The sequence below is a fragment of the Sphingobium sp. LMC3-1-1.1 genome, assembly GCF_040676285.1.
In the GTDB taxonomy this organism is placed as follows: domain Bacteria; phylum Pseudomonadota; class Alphaproteobacteria; order Sphingomonadales; family Sphingomonadaceae; genus Sphingobium.
The window spans coordinates 332,070-349,616 of record NZ_JBEGHQ010000001.1; the positions used below are offsets into that span (position 1 = coordinate 332,070).

At 62.1% G+C, this 17,547-nt stretch carries 17 protein-coding genes and 1 pseudogene; 15 read left to right on the forward strand and 3 right to left on the reverse strand.

Features of this window, described 5'->3' with window-relative positions; genetic code table 11:
• Window positions 1–6: 6 nt before the first annotated feature.
• The 10 genes from MRBLMC3_RS01725 to MRBLMC3_RS01770 are packed head-to-tail and all read left to right on the forward strand — an operon-like array spanning window position 7 to window position 9,408.
• Window positions 7–1,584, forward strand: a complete 1,578-nt coding sequence (locus tag MRBLMC3_RS01725; protein WP_363825382.1) for a pilus assembly protein TadG-related protein — start codon at window positions 7–9, stop codon at window positions 1,582–1,584.
• A 2-nt stretch (window positions 1,585–1,586) separates the two neighbouring features.
• A complete protein-coding gene (locus tag MRBLMC3_RS01730) occupies window positions 1,587–2,093 on the forward strand; it encodes a TadE/TadG family type IV pilus assembly protein (RefSeq protein ID WP_363825384.1) in 507 nt (168 codons plus the stop codon).
• Window positions 2,090–2,725 (forward strand): TadE/TadG family type IV pilus assembly protein, encoded by a 636-nt coding sequence (locus tag MRBLMC3_RS01735; RefSeq protein ID WP_363825387.1) that lies wholly within the window; start codon window positions 2,090–2,092, stop codon window positions 2,723–2,725. Before MRBLMC3_RS01730 ends, MRBLMC3_RS01735 begins: the two co-directional genes overlap by 4 nt.
• Before the next feature lie 20 nt (window positions 2,726–2,745).
• Entirely contained in the window at window positions 2,746–3,957 is a 1,212-nt protein-coding gene (locus MRBLMC3_RS01740; protein ID WP_363825390.1) for an AAA family ATPase, read from the forward strand.
• Complete coding sequence (locus tag MRBLMC3_RS01745; RefSeq protein ID WP_363735121.1) at window positions 3,957–5,312, forward strand: CpaF family protein; 1,356 nt, start codon at window positions 3,957–3,959, stop codon at window positions 5,310–5,312. The genes MRBLMC3_RS01740 and MRBLMC3_RS01745 overlap by 1 nt, the downstream gene beginning before the upstream one ends.
• Window positions 5,312–6,313: a type II secretion system F family protein gene (locus MRBLMC3_RS01750; RefSeq protein ID WP_363825392.1), complete on the forward strand. Its 1,002-nt coding sequence runs from the start codon at window positions 5,312–5,314 to the stop codon at window positions 6,311–6,313. The genes MRBLMC3_RS01745 and MRBLMC3_RS01750 overlap by 1 nt, the downstream gene beginning before the upstream one ends.
• Before the next feature lie 4 nt (window positions 6,314–6,317).
• On the forward strand, window positions 6,318–7,286 hold the full coding sequence (locus tag MRBLMC3_RS01755; RefSeq protein ID WP_363825394.1) for a type II secretion system F family protein: 969 nt from the start codon (window positions 6,318–6,320) through the stop codon (window positions 7,284–7,286).
• Window positions 7,287–7,304: 18 nt separating this feature from the next.
• Complete coding sequence (locus MRBLMC3_RS01760; RefSeq protein WP_363825397.1) at window positions 7,305–8,078, forward strand: tetratricopeptide repeat protein; 774 nt, start codon at window positions 7,305–7,307, stop codon at window positions 8,076–8,078.
• Window positions 8,075–8,887 carry a hypothetical protein gene (locus MRBLMC3_RS01765; RefSeq protein WP_363825399.1) on the forward strand — a complete coding sequence of 271 codons (813 nt, stop codon included), beginning with the start codon at window positions 8,075–8,077 and terminating at the stop codon, window positions 8,885–8,887. Before MRBLMC3_RS01760 ends, MRBLMC3_RS01765 begins: the two co-directional genes overlap by 4 nt.
• Window positions 8,884–9,408 (forward strand): A24 family peptidase, encoded by a 525-nt coding sequence (locus MRBLMC3_RS01770; protein ID WP_363735116.1) that lies wholly within the window; start codon window positions 8,884–8,886, stop codon window positions 9,406–9,408. Before MRBLMC3_RS01765 ends, MRBLMC3_RS01770 begins: the two co-directional genes overlap by 4 nt.
• A 12-nt stretch (window positions 9,409–9,420) precedes the next feature.
• Here MRBLMC3_RS01770 and MRBLMC3_RS01775 read toward each other — a convergent pair.
• The 3 genes and pseudogenes from MRBLMC3_RS01775 to MRBLMC3_RS01785 all read right to left on the reverse strand — a co-directional run bounded on the left by MRBLMC3_RS01775 (window position 9,421) and on the right by MRBLMC3_RS01785 (window position 12,979).
• Window positions 9,421–10,366: pseudogene (locus tag MRBLMC3_RS01775) on the reverse strand (IS630 family transposase).
• 271 nt (window positions 10,367–10,637) lie between these two features.
• A complete protein-coding gene (locus MRBLMC3_RS01780) occupies window positions 10,638–11,297 on the reverse strand; it encodes a response regulator (RefSeq protein ID WP_133651835.1) in 660 nt (219 codons plus the stop codon).
• Window positions 11,294–12,979, reverse strand: coding sequence for a sensor histidine kinase (locus MRBLMC3_RS01785; RefSeq protein ID WP_363825402.1), 1,686 nt, complete (start codon window positions 12,977–12,979; stop codon window positions 11,294–11,296). The genes MRBLMC3_RS01780 and MRBLMC3_RS01785 overlap by 4 nt, the downstream gene beginning before the upstream one ends.
• Before the next feature lie 207 nt (window positions 12,980–13,186).
• On the opposite strand from MRBLMC3_RS01785, the gene recO reads away from it, so the two are divergent.
• The 5 genes from recO to MRBLMC3_RS01810 all read left to right on the forward strand — a co-directional run bounded on the left by recO (window position 13,187) and on the right by MRBLMC3_RS01810 (window position 17,540).
• Window positions 13,187–13,921 (forward strand): DNA repair protein RecO, encoded by a 735-nt coding sequence (recO, locus tag MRBLMC3_RS01790; RefSeq protein ID WP_363825405.1) that lies wholly within the window; start codon window positions 13,187–13,189, stop codon window positions 13,919–13,921.
• Window positions 13,922–14,039: 118 nt separating this feature from the next.
• Complete coding sequence (gene leuB, locus MRBLMC3_RS01795; RefSeq protein WP_363825407.1) at window positions 14,040–15,086, forward strand: 3-isopropylmalate dehydrogenase; 1,047 nt, start codon at window positions 14,040–14,042, stop codon at window positions 15,084–15,086.
• Between the two features lie 25 nt (window positions 15,087–15,111).
• Window positions 15,112–16,320, forward strand: coding sequence for an O-succinylhomoserine sulfhydrylase (metZ, locus tag MRBLMC3_RS01800; RefSeq protein ID WP_363825410.1), 1,209 nt, complete (start codon window positions 15,112–15,114; stop codon window positions 16,318–16,320).
• 33 nt (window positions 16,321–16,353) lie between these two features.
• Window positions 16,354–16,752, forward strand: a complete 399-nt coding sequence (gene apaG / locus MRBLMC3_RS01805; RefSeq protein WP_025546552.1) for a Co2+/Mg2+ efflux protein ApaG — start codon at window positions 16,354–16,356, stop codon at window positions 16,750–16,752.
• The gene (locus MRBLMC3_RS01810) at window positions 16,749–17,540 is read left to right on the forward strand and encodes a LysR family transcriptional regulator (protein WP_363825412.1); all 792 of its coding nucleotides are present in this window, start codon (window positions 16,749–16,751) and stop codon (window positions 17,538–17,540) included. Before apaG ends, MRBLMC3_RS01810 begins: the two co-directional genes overlap by 4 nt.
• The last annotated feature ends 7 nt before the right edge of the window (window positions 17,541–17,547 follow it).

A 17,547-nucleotide genomic window follows, 5' to 3' on the forward strand; every position in this document is an offset into this window, starting at 1 on the left:
GAATTCATGTCCGGCGGTGGGAAAGGCCTGTTGCAGTCGACCAGCGGCGCTGTTGCGCCGACGGTTGCACTGTCGCTTTTCGGCCTGATCGCGGCTGGCGGGATCGCTTTTGACTATGCGCGGATGGCGGGGCTGGATTCGGAGTTGCAGAACGCAGCGGATCAGGCGGCGCTGGCGGCGGCGACGCAGTTGGATGGAAAGGTCAACGCCTGCAGCCGCGCTGCCAGCGCTGCAAGCGGGTTGATCCGCAATGATGCCCGTTTCGCGAATGACGGCGGCAACCTGGCCGTGACGATCCAGAATGAGTCAAGTTGCGATCGCACTGGTTTCATCAAATTCTACAAGAACAAGGACCGCAGTGACACGGGGACGCTGACCGACGCGGATGCCAACTTCGTTGAGGTTACGGTCAATTCCCGTACTGCCCGCTTCGCCTTGACGCCGATCGTATCGGTTCTGTCGTCGGGCGCATTGTCGGCGAAGGCGTATGCAGGGGTCGGATCGGCGATCTGCAAAGTGCCGCCCGTCATGATCTGCAACCCGGACGAGCCGAGCGACAACAGCGATGAGAATTATGCTTTCAATCCAACGAGAGGCGTTGGTCTGAAGCTTATCACTGGCAATGCGGATGCGCCGGGAAATTTTGGTTGGCTGGAGGCGACGTTCGCAAATGGCGCCAATGGTCTGGGCGCTGCGCTCGGCTATGACACCGTTCAGGCGGATTGCCAGCAGACCGATGGCGTCACCACGAAGACGGGCATGAGCACTTCGGTACTGGATTCGCTTAATACCCGCTTCGATGTCTATGCGAACGGCAATACCTGCCCGTCCCAATATGGCGGAATCTGCTCCCCGTCCAGCAATACGCGCAAGGACCTGGTGTGCACTTCGACCAATGGAACCACCTGCAACAGCAGCAACGGTTTCGGCGTTTCAAGCAATCCCTATCGACCGACAACCGTGGCCCCTTTGCCGACGGCGGGTGGCGCAACCGATCCGGACATAATGGGCTATCCTCGCGATCTTTGCCATGCGGTGCAGGCAAGTGCGCAGACATGCGGCACTGTTGGCAGCGGGACCTGGGATCGCGACGCCTATTTTCGCGTCAACTATGGTTGGGACACTCAAGCCGCTTGGATGACGGGAACGGGACTTGGCTCCACCGCCACTCGGTATGAAGTCTATAATTGGGAGGTGGCGCACCCCTCAGTGGTCGTTGCTTCTGCGTCTCGCGGCATTGGCGTTCCCCAGACGTTGTCCGGCAATAATAGAGGGTTCGGTTCTCCCGCCAACGGCGTAGCGGGCATAACGCCCAGTTCGGCCGGTGTGGATAGGCGGCGCATTTCCGTCGCAGTCCTCAATTGCCGGGCGCTGACGCTGCATGGGAAGACTTCGGGCATAGATCCCGCAAAATGGCTCGACGTGTTCCTGGTGGAACCGTCGATCGATCGCGGGAACGGCGCCAACCAATATACCGACAAGAAGGAGGTGTATGTCGAAGTCATTGGAGAGACAGGCAGTGGCGTGAACGGAGCCAGCAATCCTCAAGTCATCCAGCGCTCTGTTCCTTATTTGATAGAGTGACGATGCGACGCTTTCTTGCCTCTCTGCTGATATGCCAGCGCGGCGCCGCAGCCGCGGAAATGGCGTTGGTGACGCCGCTGCTCATCGTCCTGATGTTCGGTTCGTTCGAGCTGGGGAATTATTTCCTGAGCGAACATGTGGTGGCCAAGGCTGTGCGTGACGGTGCCCGCTACGCTTCACGGCGATCCTTCACTGACTTTACATGTCCCAATACAGTGGCGTCCGACGTTGTCGACAAAACCCGCAACATCACGCGTACCGGACAGATCGCTAGTGGCGGCTCCGCCCGTTTGGTCGGCTGGACGACGCCGACGACCGTATCTGTAACCGTCAGTTGCACGGCGATTACGGGGGGCAATTATTCCGGGATTTACAAGGGCATGTCCAACGTGCCCAAGGTCAAGGTTTCGGCCACGGTCCCCTATAGCTCGCTGTTCAACAATCTTGGTTTCACCAGCAGTACGCTCAATCTCGTTTCCGAATCCGAAGCTACGGTGCAAGGCATATGATGCGCCGGCTCGCCCCTCTGCTCGTTGATCGCCGCGCCTCGTCGGCGGCGGAGTTTGCGATGGTCTTGCCGCTGCTGCTCATCCTGCTCCTGGGCGTCATCGACGTCGGACGGCTCATGTGGACCTGGAATCGCGCGGAAAAGGCGACGCAGATGGGGGTGCGCTATGCAGTCGCTACGGACATGGTTCCTAACGGCCTTGCCGCATATAGTTTTGTGGTGAGCGGTGGACTTACGCAGGGCGATGCCATCCCGCAGTCAGCGTTTGGGGGCGCATCCTGTCTGGTCAACGCCGGTGCAGTGAGCTGCTCTTGCAAGAGCGGTGGGACCTGCCCCAGCCCGCTGGTCAGCAACAGCGCGAACGCCCTCACGGCATTCAACAATATCGTCAACCGGATGCAATTGTTCATGCCGGAAATCGCTTCGGGCAACGTTACAGTCGACTACGACTATTCCGGTCTCGGTTATGCGGGCGACCCTAATGGATCGGATGTCTCGCCGCTGGTAAGGGTTTCACTGAAACAACTGACCTTTCGGCCGCTCCTTTTCAGATTTTTTGCAGGCACCATCACTCTACCCAGCTTCAGCGCCGCTCTGACCATGGAAGACGGCCAGGGCACGGCATCAAATTGAGGGACAAGATAGTGGGCATCGTGACAAACACAGCGGAACCCGCCGAGAACTGGACCCTCAATATCGGGGATGAGGGGCTTCATCTCATCCTGTCGGAGCAGGAGGTCCAGGCGTCCGACATATTGGGCGATCAACTGGTGGGCCAGTCGCTCGCCCTGTCCATGCTCGACGCCAACGAGGCCGTGCCCGCGCAACTGGTGGCCGAAGCCAAGGCAATCATCATCGAGGTTCAGCCCGACGATGAAGCATCCATGATCAGGCTCGCGGGGCTGCGGGCAGCCAATCCCAGGCTGATGCTGGTGGCGGCCGTGCGCGGTGCGCAGATCGCCGTGGTGCGCGCCTTGTTGCGCAGCGGGATCAACGACGTCATCGAACTGCCCCTGCGCGCCCATGACCTGACGGCGATATTGGACGATCTGCGCAGCCGCATCGCGGCCAGTCGGCAGGATGAAGTAAAGACCGGCCAGCTCGTGTCGATCATCAAGAGTGTGGGCGGCGTCGGCGCAACGACCATCGCGACGCAGGCGGCCAGCCTGCACGCGCGTTCGGCCAAGGCGAAAGGCGGCGAAGTCTGCCTGTTCGATTTCGATGTCCAGTTCGGCAATGCGGGCACCTTCCTGGGGATTTCCTCGACGCTGACATTGGCGGACCTCCTCAACGCGGGCAGCCGCGTCGACAATGAACTGTTGCGGAGTGTCACGGTAGAAACCGCAACCGGCCTGAGAGTGGTGACTGCCCCGACCGAGATCATGCCGATCGAAGCTGTGAATGCCGATCAGGTCTTCCGCATCGTCGAACTTGCACAACGGCAGTTCGATACGGTCTATCTTGACCTGCCGGGCAACTGGACAAACTGGTCAATGTCGCTTGTGGCGCGTTCGCAGGTCGTTTTCCTGGTGTGCGAACTCACCATCGCCAGCCTGCGGCAGGCGCGGCGCCAGATTTCGCTGTTGCGCGATCAGGACATCGATCCCGCCCGCATCCATGTCATCGCCAATCGCGTGGAAAAGAAATTCTTCCGCGCCATCGGTCTGGAGGACGCGGCGGCGGCGCTGGACCATCCGGTGAAGCTCAGCATCGCCAACGACTTTCCGCTGGTCAGCTCTGCGCTTGATCAGGGCGTGCTGATCCAGGAACTGAAGGCGCGCAGCCGTATCTGCAAGGATATGCAGGACATTGTCCATTGCTGCGTCCAGGCCGCTGAGGCCGAACGTCAGACGGAGAAGGGCTGATGTGGCAGATTCGAAAGAGCGAACGTGGCGATCCCCGCGATGAGGTCGGGCCGACCGAGATGGAGGCCTCGCATCTGGAGGAGGACCGGCACACCGAACTCAAGGTGGCGCTGCATCACAAGCTGATTGACCTCATCAATCTTTCCGCTCTGGACAACATGTCGCGGGCACAGGTGGAAGCCGAAGTGGGCGAGATCGTCCATGAGCAACTCGCGCTTCAGAAACATGCGCTTAACCTGGAGGAGCGCCGCCGCCTGGTCTCCGACATTCTGGACGAACTGCTGGGCCTGGGGCCGCTCGAGCCGCTGCTGAAGGACCACAGCATCACCGACATATTGGTGAATGGCCATAAGGTCGTCTTCGTGGAGCGAAACGGCCGACTGGTCGAAACGCCCACCCGGTTCAAGGATGAGAAGCATCTTCTGCGTATCATCCAGAAGATCGTGGCGGCGGTTGGTCGACGGATCGACGAGTCATCGCCCTTTGTCGATGCCCGCCTGGCCGATGGCTCCCGCGTCAACGCGGTGGTTCCACCGCTGGCCATCGACGGATCGCTGCTTTCCATCCGCAAATTCGCCAAGGTGCCGATCAGCATGGCGCGCCTGACCGAATTGGGCAGCGTGCCGGCGCCCATGGCGCAGGTCCTGTCGGCGGTGGTGGAGGCGCGGCGCAATGTGCTGATTTCCGGTGGTACTGGTTCAGGCAAGACGACGCTGCTCAACGCGATGTCCGCCGCTATCGACGAGCATGAGCGCATCGTCACCATCGAGGATTCGGCCGAACTGCAGTTGCAGCAGCGCCATGTCGCGCGGCTGGAGACCCGTCCCGCCAATATCGAGGGCAAGGGAGAAGTCACCCAGCGCGATCTGGTGAAGAATGCCCTGCGCATGCGTCCCGACCGCATCATCGTGGGCGAAGTCCGAGCAGGTGAGGCGTTCGATATGCTTCAGGCGATGAATACGGGTCATGACGGGTCGATGACGACAGTGCACGCCAACACGCCGCGCGACGCGCTCTCCCGTGTCGAGCAGATGATCGGCATGAGCGGCATCGACATTTCGCCGCGCTCCGCCCGCGCGCAGATCGCGTCTGCATTGAACGTGATCGTGCAGGTGGGGCGGCTGGCCGACGGGCGTCGCCGTCTGCTCAGCCTTTCGGAAATCACCGGCATGGAGGGGGAAGTCATCACCATGCAGGAAATCTTCCGCTTCAAGATGACCGGCCGCGATGAGAACAACATGGTGCGCGGTCATTTCGAAGCAACGGGCATTCGACCCAAATTCATGAGCGAACTGGCCGATCGGGGCATCGCGCTTCCGGCGGAACTGTTCCGGCCCGATGCGGTGATCCACTGATGACACCGCTCTATATCCGCGCCTTCGTCCTCGTCCTGCTGTTCGCGGCGGTGATCCTGACGATAGAAGGCATTGCAGGTTGGATGCGCGCTCGCGCGACCACGGATCGCGTGGTCAACCGGCGGTTGAAGATGATCGCGGCCGGTTTCGAACGCAGCACGGTACTCTCCAAATTGCGGCGCAGCGATGAGGCGGTGAGTTTCGACCGCAGCTCCCTTTTCGGCCGTGCTGGATTGGGGGTCATGCGGGTATTGCATGGCGCCGGACTGACCTTTCCGGCGCGTACCGTGCTGACCCTGATGCTGATTGCTGCGGGCGTGCTGTTCCTGCTGGTGATGATCGGCGGAATGGTCGCCGGTTATGCGCTGACGGCGGGCATGTTCGTGATGGCCCTGGCCTTCGCGGGTGCGCTGGGCATCGCATTGCCGATGATGGTGTTGACCCGCCTTGCCCAGCGGCGGCGCAAGAAGATGGAGGAGCAGTTCCCGGTGGCGCTGGATACCTTCGTCCGCGGTCTCCGTGCCGGGCATCCGATCGCCGCTGCGCTCGACCTGCTGACCAAGGAGATGCGCGATCCGATCGGCAGCGAATTCGGTATCGTGGTGGACGAAGTCACCTATGGCGCCGACCTGCGCGATGCGTTGCAGCGCATGGCGGAGCGCTGGGATATGAACGAGATGCACATGTTCGTCATTTCCCTGTCGGTGCAGAGCGAGACGGGTGGCAATCTTGCCGAGATCCTCGAAAATCTTTCGACCGTGATCCGGGAGCGGGCCAGCCTGTTCATGAAGGTTCGGGCGCTCAGTTCGGAAGGTCGAATGACTGCGGTGATGCTGACCGCTTTGCCGATCCTGACCTTTTGTGGCTTGTTCCTGGTCAATCCGGCCTTTTATCTGGACGTTGCCCAGGACAACATGTTCATCATCGGTTTTACCGGCTTGATCCTGCTCTACATCATCGGCTTCGTCACGATACGCCGCATGGTCGATCTAAAGGTGTGATGCGATGCTGAATCCCGCATTCCTGACCCAGTTGCGGCCGTTCATTCTCGGCCTTCTGTTCATCGCCATCGTTGCATTGGTGTTCGGCCTGTCGGAACTGGTGATGCGCAACGCGCGGGTGCGCAGTCGGCTGGACGTGGTAGGTGAAGGCAGCTCATCCCAATCCGGCAGTCAGACGCTGCGTGGTGATCGCAACAACAGCGAATGGAAGAAGCTGATCGACCGCATCGAGAAAATGGGCATCTCGCTGGTCGACACGAACAATGTGACTCTGCGCCGGCGGCTGATCGCGGCCGGCTATATGTCGCCGGATGCACCCAAGCTCTTCACCTTTTTCCGTCTCGTGCTGACATTCACCTTGCCTGCGATATTCGTGCTGACATCGCTCGGCAATCCGGAACCGCCTACTCCGCTGACGCTCTATATGGTGGCGTCGATATTGGCGGTACTCGGGCTCTACATGCCCAACCTCTATATTTCGGCAAAGGCTTCGCGGCGTCAGGAGGCGATCATACACGGCTTTCCCGATGCCCTGGACCTGATGCTGGTCTGCGTCGAGGCGGGGCTTGGACTGGAGGCGGCCATGGATCGCGTGGGCCGGGAACTGGCGGTATCGCATCCGCTGGTATCGGCTGCGCTCGGCAAGGTCGTTCTGGAACTGCGCGCGGGGCGTAGTCGGCAGGACGCCTTGCGGCGCATGGCGGATGATGTCGATGTGGACGAGATCCGCTCCTTTGCGACGCTGTTGATCCAGTCCGATCAACTGGGGTCGAGCATTGGACAGACCTTGCGCGTCTATGCGGCGGAGATGCGCGAGAAGCGGCGGATGCGCGCCGAGGAAAAGGCGCATCGCCTGCCGGTTCTGCTGTCGGTGCCGCTGGTCGCCTGCATGCTGCCGGTGATGATTGGCGTGCTGATGTTGCCGGCGGTGGTTCGCGTGGCGCGCGACATCCTGCCAGTCATGACTCGTTAGAAAGAGGGAGGGGGGACCATGAACAAAGCTATAGTGGCAGTCGCTCTCATCATTGCGACAGCGGCGTGCAGCGGGCCGCAAAAGGGCGTCCTTTCGATCAGGCCCGTCAACCAGCAAGCCTCCGGACCAGCGCAGGATGCGCTGGTCCGGGGTGACGTGCTGTTTTCGCGCGGAGAGTATGCGTTGGCGCTGGATGCGTTCCGCCGCGCTGTGCGCAGCGATCCGACCGATGCGCATGGGCTGAACGGGGTCGCGATCAGCTATGCGGCCATGGGACGGCATGATCTGGCGCGGGAGTTTTTCGAACTGGCGCTGTCGCGTGCGCCGGAAGATCAGCGCATTGCCCGCAATTTCGCGCGGAGTCTGTCGGCGCAGGGCTTCAACAGCGAAGCTGACGCTTTGCTCGCCCAGGCAGGCGCAGCGCCAAAGGGCGCGACCGTCGTCGCTCGTTCGACCCTGGCGCAACTGGCGTCGGCGGTTCCGGTCGGCTCTCCGGTACGAACGGCAAGCGTCGAGCTGGAACGCATGTCTCTGGGAGAAGTGCGGTTGCGGACGATGGATGCGGCCGCGACGGAACGTACAAACCCGCAACTGACGACCCGGATCGTCACGGTGGCGGAAAGCCAGGCGCGGTCTGAACTGACGGCTCCGATCATCACCGTCGGCAGGCCGGATGCGGCGTCTTTGCCGAAGTTTGCCGCAGGCGAGGACGTCAGGCCGGCTTATGACGGACTGTTTGAACGGCTGTGGAAGTCGATGGCGCAGCCCGATCGGAAAGGCCGGCGGGGATGATCCTGGCGCTGCTTCTGGCGGCCGCGACGCCGGTCGCCGGGGCGGCGCCTGCGCCGCTCGATTATGCTCGGCTGGTGGATGAGGCGATTGACGGTGGCCGCATCATCCAGGCGGATGCGATGTTGGGCCAGTGGCGGGTCGCCGCGCAACCGGCCGCGCTGCAGGCGATAGAGATCGCCGATGCGCGCATGGCGCTCGAAAAACGGCGTGACGAGGAGGCGCTGGCCCGTTTCTCCTCGCTGGAGCGGGGCGGTCTCAATGACTGCCGCGTCGGTGAGGGAAAAGGGATCGCTTTGCTGCGGCTGGGCCGGGCACAGGAGGCGCTGGAGTCGTTGCGGCGGGCCGTGGCGGATTGCGAGGGACGCTGGCGTTCCTGGAATGCGCTGGCCGTTGCTTATGACGAGGCCCAATCCTGGGCGCTGAGCAATGCCGCTTATGAGCGGGCGTATCAATTGACGGACAAGCCGTCCCAGGTTCTCAACAATTACGGATTGTCGCTGCTCAAGCAGGGGAAGGCAGCGAAGGCCGCGGTGATATTCGACAAGGCGCGCGAAACCGCGCCGGACGATGTACGGATCATCGCCAATGGCGACACCGCCTATGTCATGGCGGGCCGCGATATCAGCCGCCGGCCCGGCGACACAGCCGATGAATGGGCGCGCCGGCTCAGCAACGCCGGACAGGTTGCGATGCGAATGGGCGACCTGCCCAAGGCGCAGGCCTATCTAAGCCGGGCGATGACCGAAGGCGACAGCTTCGTGCCGGATGCCGCTGCGGCTTTGGACGGCATGAAAACTGCGGGGAAATGATGAAGGATCTGGTTCTGCTTGCCCTTTCACTCCTGCTCATCGCGGCGGCGGTGGAGGACATGGCCCGATTGCGCATATCCAATGTCTTTCCCCTGCTGGTTGTCGGGCTCTATGCGGTCTGGGTCGCCACGGTCGGCTGGGAAAATGACATATGGCGTAACGGCACCGTTTTCCTGGGGATGTTCGCGGTCGGCTGCGGCCTGTTCGCCATGCGCGCGATGGGCGGTGGCGATGTCAAGCTGATGGCAGCATGCGCGCTGTGGTTTGACTGGACGGGCGTGATACCGTGGCTGATCTATGTCACCATAGGCGGCGGCTTGCTGGCGTTGGTGCTCATGGCCGGACGGCGGCTGGTGCCGCAGAGAGTACGGGAAGGCTCCCCCATTGCCTTGTTCGACAAGAAGGGACCGATACCCTATGGCGTAGCGATTGCCCTGGGCACGATCATGGCCCTTTACATGGCCGGCCCCAATCCCAGCGGCGCGGCACGCCTGCCCGATTTTGTTCGCGGGCTCAGCTAGAGTATTTTTGTTTTAGTCGAAGGCATATCCTGAGTTTTCGATGTAGTTGCGGCATTCTGTAGGGCTGAAGGCGGGGAGCAAACGACCGATGGTATCCCACAGGGCGTCGCGGGTGCGAGCCGCCGCCTTTCGCAGAAGCGCCTTGAGTTTGGCGAACAATTGCTCAATCGGGTTCAGGTCCGGACTGTAGGGCGGAAGGTACAGGATGCTGGCGCCAACGGCGGTGAGGGCCTCACGAATGCCGGCGACCTTATGAGCCGGCAGGTTGTCGAGGACGACCACGTCGCCCGGCGACAGCGTCGGTGCCAGAAACTGTTCGACATAGGCGCGGAAGGTTTCGCCTGTCATGGGGCCATCGAGGACCATCGGAGCGATGATTCCGGTCGAACGCAGGCCCGCGATGAATGTCGTCGTTCGCCAATGACCGAATGGGGCAGCGTCGATCAGGCGCTCGCCCTTGGGACTCCAGCCATAGCGTCGAGCCATATTGGTGGTCGCGCCGGTTTCATCCAGGAACACAAGCGCGGCTGGGTCCATGAAGCGCTGCCACACCCGCCAGCGCTGACGATGATCGGCAACGTCAGGCCGATCCTGCTCGGCGGCCCTCAGCGACTTTTTTTATGGGACAGGCCAAACCGCTTGAGGGTTGACCAGATCGTCGAGAGCGAACCCGGCTGGATACCTCGTTCGACCAGTTCCGCCCTGATCTCGGCCAGCGTGATACCCTTCCGGGTGGACATCGGTTCACGCAACAAGGCCTCATGATCCGCCAGAAGCGGCCGACGATAACCGCCGATCCGGGCAGGCTCTGTACTACCGGTCTCCCGTGCTCGGCGCACGATGCTCACCGCCGCTGCCGGGCTCACCTGAAACCGGGCCGCTGCCGCGCGGGCAGAACTGCCTTCGCTACAGCCGCGACAAGCCGTTTGCGCAAATCCTGGGATAAGGGTGCCGTCATCTCAGCCTCGCCGATTAACCGACACCTTCGAATCAGAACATATGACTCGGCGCAACCCGAAAATGCTCTAAAGTATTTTCAAGTCGACCGTTTACGGTCAACGGCTCGGAAAATGCGGCATTAAAAGACAATGGCGATTTTCACGCGATCGCAACCTGTTGCTGGTTAAGAAAATCGCTGAAAACAAGGAAGCATCGAGCAGAAAGGTAGGGATCGGATTACGCTTCAAATGATGTGAGAACAACGATTTGAAGTGCGCGATCTGCGTCCTCTAATGCTCCATGCCGACGGCGGGTATTTCGCTGTCCATCGACATCATCATGATGATCAGTTCCGATCGCGACTTGATGTTCAATTTCTGGAAGATGCTGTGCAGGTGGACCTTCACTGTCCCCTCGGTCAAACCGCACCGGTTCGCTATTTCGCGGTTGCGCAGGCCTGCGCGGATCAGGCCGGCGATCTCCAGTTCCCGGTCGGTCAGGACGGCAAGCACATTGGCTTCGCTGGCGGGAGCGGAAATGCTGTGCACCAGCGCCTGTTCCATGACGAAGGGTGCGATGCTCTTGTTGCCGCTCAGGACCTGCTGGATGCAGCCTAGCAGATCATTGGGGTCACTGTCCTTCAGCACCACCCCGTCAACGCCCAGCTTGATCGCTTCCAGCGTCTGTTCCGGGCGGATATGCACGGTCATGAAGATGACCGGTACGGTGCTGCCGCTATTCCGGATGGCAGAAAGGATCGCAAGGCCGCCGCCGCTCTTCATGCTGACGTCGAGGATGAGCAGGTCGGGCTCGCCCGCCTGCATCCGTTCCAGCGCTTCTTCGACCGACCGGGCGCAGAACAATATGTCATGGCCGTGGGAGCTCAGGAACTGGGCCATGCCATCCAGGAAGATCGGATGATCGTCGACTATCGCTATCTGGGCCATCATATCGGAGACCTTGGTAAGGAGGAGGGTAATCTGATCGAGATCAGCGAATTCATACTCAGATTATGAAAATATGCTGTTCCGCCGATCTTGCCCAGTCGCTTCATGATGGACTGCGACTGGAGTTCGAAATCGCCGGTATAGTTTTCGCGGGCGACCGCCTGCGGCCCGGGATTGTCTTTCAATGCAATCAATATCTCATCCTCGACCTGTGCGATCGATACGGTGATGTGGCGCGCATTTGCGTGCTTGACGGCATTGGCCGCGGCCTCGCGGATCAGATATTCGACTTCCGCCGCCGTTTCGGCGGATACGGTCATCGAACGTTCGGCCAGGTTCAGGCGGCAATCTATCGCCCATTGCAGGGCGATGAAGCGGCAGCAGCGTTCGACCTCCCGGCCAAGGTCGACATCCGTCTCAGCCGCAACCGGACTTTGCTGGCTTAGCAACCGACGCAGATGCGCCTGTTCGGCCGTCACCAGTTCCTCCATCGACCTGAGTTCCGTCAACTGGTCAGGAACGGCGGCGTTGGAGAGGCCATGGATAGTGGTCGCCAGCCGGACGCGAAGCGCGGCCAATGTCTGCAGCACGCTGTCGTGAAGATCGCGGCTCAGCGCCTGGCGCGCTTCGGCAAAGGTGCGCTGGCGCCAGGCGAGGAAGAAGAAATGGCGCTCCAGGAAAAGGTCGATCCCCTCCTGTATGCGAAGGCAACGCAACAGCACGGCGGGCGACCAGCCATGGCTGGTCCCGATGAACAGCCTGCCGCGCAGTTCGCCCGCCTGGATATGAATGCTCGCGCCCTGACCTGCGCCGAAGACGTCGGATATGCTGTCGACCAGATCCGGTGCCCGCTCGTTCCGCAATATGCCGAGGCGGCTGCGCAGCAACAGCCGTGGCGACTGGGTGGAATAGAGGAAGGGCGCTTCCCGCGGGGTGACATTCGACAGCCCGTCAATCTGCTTCTGTGGCAGAATGAGATGCCGCACGCCGTCGCCGTCGTACAGTTCGCAGTGGACGGTGGTATCGTCCATCATCTCCCAAACGAACGCGCAATAGCGGGAGTTCATCAACTGGGAGACCTGCTCCACCAGAAATTGCGCCAGCGACTTCTGGAAGGACAGACCGACGCCTTGCAGCCTTTCCGACCAGCTTATCAGTCGCCGTTCCAATATGTTCATGCTCAACATGGATGCCGCGATGACGCAGCCGATGACGATGGTCAGGCTGTCGATCGCGCGGTCCACTGCGGCCACGTGGCGGGCCGAAGCCCAGCTTTCATAATATCCCCGCGCGATGAAAGCGAAGATCAGGCATATCCCCAGGATGAGGACCGCCCCGCGACCGAAACGGTCGGATGCTGACCAGGCGACGAAGAACAGGCAACCCAGCGCCGCGATCTGCAAGGGTTCGCACAGCACGATGACCGTCAGGAAGGCGATAAGGTCGAATATCAGGAAAATGGGACGCAGCAGCAGGCCCAGAGGCGGCGTCAGCGAATTTTGCGCGATGCTGATCGCCGTCCATGTCCACACGGCAGCCTTCAGCAGCAAGGCCGTGTGGGCGAAATCCGGCTCGTTGCTGAACATCGCTTCGATCTGCCACGTCGCCGCAGCCGAAAAGGCGACGCGGGATATGGCAAAACCCAGCGTCGGCGAACGTCCCAGCCAAAGCACCAAGCGGTCCATCGCGGAAGATGATGCCAAGGGCATGTGATACATGGTGAAATTTGTCCCCCGACAAGTCCCCGCATGATTGTGCGCATGGCCTGATGGAAAAGCAACCTATATCAAAAGGCGGCCTTGCCCTGGGCGGCGATTTCTGCGCGATTCTGGGACAGTCGAGCTGAAGAGGAGATGGATGGCGCGGGGGGCTGCGGGCCGATATGAAGGGATATGGCAACGCTGATCACTCCGGCCCTGATGTGCGCGTTGCGGCCCCATGGCGAACATGGGGCGGTCGCGCGTCTTCTGACGCCCGATCATGGCCTGCTTGCAGGCTACGTCCGAGGCGGACGGTCGCGCCAGCTCCGCCCCGTCCTGCTTCCCGGCAATGCCGTCAAGGCCGAGTTCCGCGCCCGGACCGAGGAGCAATTGGCCGGACTGACAGTCGAACTGGACCATAGCCGCGCTCCCCTTCTGGCGGAGCCCTTGCCTGCGGCAGCGATCGACTGGGTCTGCGCGCTCACGGCCGTGGCCTTGCCCGAGGGGACGCCCTATCCAGCGCTTTATGCGGCGCTGGACGGCGTGCTGGGCGCTGTGGAGGCCGCGCCCGCCGCGCGGGGCTGGGCAGTGGCGCTGGTCCGCTATGAATTGCTGTTGCTGGCGGAACTGGGCTTCGGGCTGGATCTAACCCGGTGCGCTGCGACCGGCGGGAACGACGACCTCGCCTATGTCAGTCCTCGCAGTGCGGCGGGAGTCAGCCGCGCGGGCGCTGCGGGCTATGAGGACCGGCTGTTGCCTCTGCCCGCTTTTCTGCTGGAGGGTGGAGCAGGGGATTGGCCCGCCATATTGGACGGGCTGCGGTTGACGGGCTTCTTCCTCGAACGATCGGTGCTGACCGATTGGCGGACCGATGTGCTGGCCGCGCGGGAGCGTCTGGTGGAGCGGCTCAAAAGAGCTGTTGCCTGAATTTGCCTGTTTCACGTTTCTGCCTTTGCGGGAGCGGGCGCTTTCTCCTTCGCCTAAACGCTTGCGCTGGCCGCACGCGCTTCATAAGGGGCAGCCACGCGTTTGAAGGAGTTGCCCCATGTTGATCGCCCTGTTCCCCGGAGACGGTATCGGTCCCGAGATCGTCGCGCAGGCACGGCGCGTGCTCGATGCGCTGGCGATCGATGGCATCATTTATGAGGAAGGGCTGGTCGGCGGCGCGGCCTACAAGGCCGTTGGCCATCCGCTGCCGCCCGAAACGCTGGACCTTGCCAGGCGTGCCAGCGCGATCCTCTTCGGCGCCGTGGGCGATCCGGATTGCGACTCACTGGAACGCCATCTCCGCCCTGAACAGGCGATTCTGGGCCTGCGCAAGGAACTCGGTCTCTTCTCCAACCTGCGCCCGGCAAAGGTCTTTCCCGAGCTGGCTGACGCCTCCGCCCTCAAGCAGGAGGTGGCGAGCGCCATCGACCTGCTGATCGTGCGCGAGACCAATGGCGACGTCTATTTCGGCGAAAAGGGCATGCGCAAGACGCCGGAGGGGCTGCGCGAAGGCTATGACATCATGTCCTATAATGAGGAGCAGGTGCGCAAGATCGCGCATCAGGGGTTCAAGGCAGCGCGCGCGCGCCGGGGTAAGCTCTGCTCGGTGGACAAGGCCAATGTGCTGGAGACGAGCCAGCTTTGGCGCGACGTGGTGATAGAGGTGTCGGCGGACTATCCCGACGTCGCGCTCAGCCACATGTATGTCGACAATGCCGCGATGCAGCTTGTGCGCAATCCTGGGCAGTTCGATGTCATCGTCACCGGCAATATGTTCGGCGACATCCTTTCGGATCAGGCGAGCATGTGCGTGGGATCCATCGGCATGCTGGCTTCGGCCACGCTCAACGACAGTAATCAGGGACTGTATGAGCCGATCCACGGCTCCGCGCCCGACATTGCCGGACAGGGCAAGGCCAATCCGCTGGCAACGGTCCTGTCCGCAGGCATGATGCTGCGCTACTCGCTCGGCATGCCGGAGCAGGCCGACCGGATCGACGCCGCCGTGGCGAAGGCGCTTGCCGATGGCGCGCGCAGTTTCGATCTGGGCGGCACGATGAATACGGTTGAAATGGGCGATGCCGTGCTGGCGGCTCTGGTCTGAAATTTCGGGATCCGAGGATAAGGAAATGAAGCGCAAGAGCGGGCAGAATCCCGAAATCACCCGGACCTGGCGTCCCGCGACCCTTGCTGTGCGGGGCGGCAGCGCCCGGACCGAATATGGCGAGACGTCCGAGGCGCTGTTCCTGACCAGCGGATACAGCTACGACCGGGCTGAGGACGCCGCGGCGCGCTTTGCCGGCGAGCAGCAGGGCATGACCTATTCGCGCCTTCAGAACCCCACGGTCGAGATGCTGGAAAAGCGCATCGCCCTGCTGGAAGGGGCCGAAGCCTGCCGCGCGACCGCAACGGGGATGGCGGCGATGACGGCTGCCTTGCTGTGCCAGCTTTCCGCGGGTGATCATGTGGTAGCGGGCAAGGCGCTGTTCGGGTCCTGCCGCTGGTTGACCGACACGCTGCTGCCCAAATTCGGTATCGAGACGACCACGGTCGATGCGACCGACAATGCTGCCTGGGAAGCTGCCGTTCGGCCAAATACGAAGGTGTTTTTCTTTGAGACGCCTGCCAATCCGACGATGGACGTGGTGGACCTTGCCGCCATCTGCGGCATCGCCAGGGCCCATGGCATCACCAGCGTTGTCGACAATGCCTTCGCTACGCCCGCGCTCCAGCGTCCGATGGAATATGGCGCGGACGTGGTGGCCTATAGCGCGACCAAGATGATGGATGGGCAAGGCCGCGTCCTCGCGGGCGCGATCTGCGGCACGGAAGATTTCATCATCAACACGCTGCTGCCCTTTCACCGCAACACCGGGCCGACGCTCAGTGCGTTCAACGCCTGGGTGGTGCTGAAGGGGCTGGAGACGCTCGACCTGCGCATCCGCCGACAGAGCGAAAATGCATTGAAGGTCGCGAAATTCCTGGAAGGCCGGGTGGCTCGGGTGCTCTATCCGGGTCTGGAAAGCCATCCCCAGCACGCGCTCGCCATGAAGCAGATGGCGATGGCCGGGCCCATCTTCTCGCTCTATGTCGGCGGCGGCCGGGCCGAAGCGCATGGTCTGCTCAACGGTCTCGAACTGGTCGACATCAGCAACAATATCGGCGACGCCCGCTCACTGATGACGCACCCCGCATCCACCACGCACTACGGCATGGCGGAAGCGGCGCGGCTGGAGGTCGGCATCACCGAGGACATGTTGCGCCTCAACGTCGGGCTGGAGGATCCGGAGGATGTCATCGAGGATCTGGATCGCGCGCTGAAGTCGATAGGGCGTTGACGGGACAGGGGTGAAAGGCGCATTTCTTAACCCGTGAACGCACTTTTTCCCTTCCACGCGACAACGCGCGACATCAACGTGCACGTCGCGGTCACATTCCTGCCCGAACAGTCGGAGCCGGACCGGGGCCGATGGTTCTGGGCCTATCATATCCGTATCGAGAATGACGGGGACCAGCCGGTGCAACTGCTGACGCGTCATTGGATCATTACCGATGGGCGCGGCACGCAGCATCGTGTCGATGGAGACGGTGTCGTGGGGGAACAGCCAGTGGTGCAGCCAGGCAAGAGCTATGACTATGTATCAGGCTGCCCGCTCAATACGCCGACGGGATCGATGAAGGGGCATTATCACATGATCGGCGCCAGCGGCGAGACGTTCGACATCGCCATCCCGCATTTCGCGCTGATCGCGCCGGCGGTGGCCGAATGAAGCGTACCCATTTGCCGCTCAACGGCCTGCGCGTGCTGGATGCCGCGGCGCGGCACCTGTCCTTTACGCGCGCCGCGGATGAACTGGCCGTGACGCCAGCTGCCGTGGGGCAGCAGATTCGCGCGCTGGAGGATCTGTTGGGCGTCGTCCTGTTTCGCCGGACTCCCAAGGGGCTGGAACTGACGCCTGAGACCGAAGCGGGCCTCGCTGCCCTGCGTGCCGGTTTCCTGGAGTTCGAGGAAGCGGTGCGCGCCATGCAGGCGGGTCAGTCCAGCAGTTCGCTCACCATAGCGGCGCCGCGAGACATCACGGCCAAATGGCTCCAGCCCCGTCTGGCGGGCTATGCGGCCAGCCAGCCGGACCTCAAGTTCGCGCTAGTCGCGGCTGACGAGGCGCTGGACTTCACCGAAGCCAATCTCGACCTCGCCTTGCGTCTGGCCGAGGGGCCGGGCGAGAATGAGGGCGTGAAGCTGGGCGAGGCGGCCTTTGTAACCGTGGAAGCGGTCAAGGACGGTTCCGATCATCGCATCGAATGGCCCGGTTGTCCCAAGGAGGATGTGCCATCAACGATCCGCGTCGCCGATGCGGGGCTGGCGATCGAAGCGGCCGCCAACGGATTCGGCCATGCCTGCGTGCCCTTCCTGCTGGCCCAGGCGGATATCGCGGCTGGGCGCGTGCGGCAGGTGGGCGACGCTGCGCCTTCGATACTGGCCTATTGGCTGATCGCGCCCCTGCCGCAATGGCGGCAAAAGAAGGTCAGGGCTTTGGTCGAGGCGCTGACAGCGTAAAAGTCCG

Excerpts from the sequence above, each read along its gene's own strand:
- leuB (WP_363825407.1), top strand. The coding sequence starts at position 14,040 with ATGTTGATCGCCCTGTTCCCCGGAGACGGTATCGGTCCCGAGATCGTC.
- MRBLMC3_RS01785 (WP_363825402.1), bottom strand. The coding sequence starts at position 12,979 with ATGGACCGCTTGGTGCTTTGGCTGGGACGTTCGCCGACGCTGGGTTTT.
- MRBLMC3_RS01755 (WP_363825394.1), top strand. The coding sequence starts at position 6,318 with ATGCTGAATCCCGCATTCCTGACCCAGTTGCGGCCGTTCATTCTCGGC.
- metZ (WP_363825410.1), top strand. The coding sequence starts at position 15,112 with ATGAAGCGCAAGAGCGGGCAGAATCCCGAAATCACCCGGACCTGGCGT.
- MRBLMC3_RS01760 (WP_363825397.1), top strand. The coding sequence starts at position 7,305 with ATGAACAAAGCTATAGTGGCAGTCGCTCTCATCATTGCGACAGCGGCG.
- MRBLMC3_RS01765 (WP_363825399.1), top strand. The coding sequence starts at position 8,075 with ATGATCCTGGCGCTGCTTCTGGCGGCCGCGACGCCGGTCGCCGGGGCG.
- MRBLMC3_RS01745 (WP_363735121.1), top strand. The coding sequence starts at position 3,957 with ATGTGGCAGATTCGAAAGAGCGAACGTGGCGATCCCCGCGATGAGGTC.
- MRBLMC3_RS01770 (WP_363735116.1), top strand. The coding sequence starts at position 8,884 with ATGATGAAGGATCTGGTTCTGCTTGCCCTTTCACTCCTGCTCATCGCG.
- MRBLMC3_RS01725 (WP_363825382.1), top strand. The coding sequence starts at position 7 with ATGTCCGGCGGTGGGAAAGGCCTGTTGCAGTCGACCAGCGGCGCTGTT.
- MRBLMC3_RS01810 (WP_363825412.1), top strand. The coding sequence starts at position 16,749 with ATGAAGCGTACCCATTTGCCGCTCAACGGCCTGCGCGTGCTGGATGCC.
- recO (WP_363825405.1), top strand. The coding sequence starts at position 13,187 with ATGGCAACGCTGATCACTCCGGCCCTGATGTGCGCGTTGCGGCCCCAT.
- MRBLMC3_RS01780 (WP_133651835.1), bottom strand. The coding sequence starts at position 11,297 with ATGATGGCCCAGATAGCGATAGTCGACGATCATCCGATCTTCCTGGAT.
- MRBLMC3_RS01730 (WP_363825384.1), top strand. The coding sequence starts at position 1,587 with ATGCGACGCTTTCTTGCCTCTCTGCTGATATGCCAGCGCGGCGCCGCA.
- MRBLMC3_RS01750 (WP_363825392.1), top strand. The coding sequence starts at position 5,312 with ATGACACCGCTCTATATCCGCGCCTTCGTCCTCGTCCTGCTGTTCGCG.
- MRBLMC3_RS01735 (WP_363825387.1), top strand. The coding sequence starts at position 2,090 with ATGATGCGCCGGCTCGCCCCTCTGCTCGTTGATCGCCGCGCCTCGTCG.